General features: G+C 50.9%; 1 protein-coding gene. It reads right to left on the bottom strand.

Annotated elements, in window-relative coordinates; all coding sequences use genetic code 11:
- Window positions 1-1204 (bottom strand): molybdopterin oxidoreductase family protein (locus R7P35_RS25090; RefSeq protein ID WP_318093107.1); only part of this gene is annotated, 1204 nt, incomplete at both ends.

Below are 1204 nucleotides of genomic sequence, written 5' to 3'. Positions count from 1 at the left end.
GTACCGTTTGGATTGTTCTTGTTACTTGGCCATTGAACACCGTTCGGCGTGATCGCGTCCCAACGCAACCCTGCATATTGCGGCGTTACACGCGCGATCTCGCTAGTGATTTCAGAAACACACTGGTAATGCCAATCGCTGCCCATCGCGTTTGCGATCGCTTGAATGATCCACCAATCTTCTTTCGCCTCACCCGGCGCTTTCACTGCCGCATTAACGCGCTGCACGCGTCGCTCAGTATTGGTGAAGTGACCGGATTTTTCCGCAAATGAACAAGAAGGCAATACCACATCGGCGTACTGCGCCGTCTCGGTGAGGAAGATGTCTTGCACGACCAAGAAGTCGAGTGCTTCTAACCCTTCAATCACGTGTGCTTGGTTTGGATCGCTCAGTACTGGGTTTTCGCCCATGATGTACATCCCGCGAACTTCTCGTTTGCACGCCGCATCGATGATTTCCGTTAGGGTAAGCCCTTGCTCAAAAGGTAAGTTCGGCGCATCCCACTCAATCGCGAATTTCTGACGAACAATCGGGTTATACACTTTTTGGTATCCCGGATAACAGTTCGGCAATGCGCCCATATCACACGCACCTTGCACGTTTGATTGACCGCGCAGTGGGTTAATACCACCACCCTCAATACCGATATTGCCACACAACAATTGCAGGTTTGCAATCGAACGAACGTTGTCGTGCCCTGTTGTATGCTGGGTAATACCCATTGAGTAATACACCGCCGTGCGTTTTGCCGTACCAATCATTCGCGCCATCGCGAAAATATCGTCCGCTTTTACGCCCGTCACTAACTCAACTTTGTCGAGGTTGTACGCTGGCGACATCACCTCTTGAAGCAAGGTATCAAAGCCGTCTACGCGCTCTTCGATGTATTCTTGATCGTACCAACCATTTTTGATGATTTGTTGCATCACGCCGTTGAGCAACATAACATCCGTACCCGGACGATGCGCTAAGTACAGCTCTGCATGTTCGGCCATGTCCACTCGTTTCGGGTCTGCCACAATCAAGCGTGCCCCGTGATGACGAATCGCCTGTTTGATGTGCGAAGCGATGATCGGGTGCGCAGATGTGGTGTCAGAACCGATAATAAAGATCACATCGGAATGCTTAATGCTTGGAATGTCGTTGGTCATCGCACCACTCCCCAACGATTCTTCAAGCCCTGTCACACTTGATGCGTGACACA

The sequence above is a fragment of the Vibrio sp. Vb0304 genome, assembly GCF_033338995.1.
Classification (GTDB): Bacteria; Pseudomonadota; Gammaproteobacteria; order Enterobacterales; family Vibrionaceae; genus Vibrio; species Vibrio alginolyticus.
The sequence above is the reverse complement of the archived record's forward strand: the minus strand, read 5'-3'. Positions and strand labels throughout refer to the sequence as shown.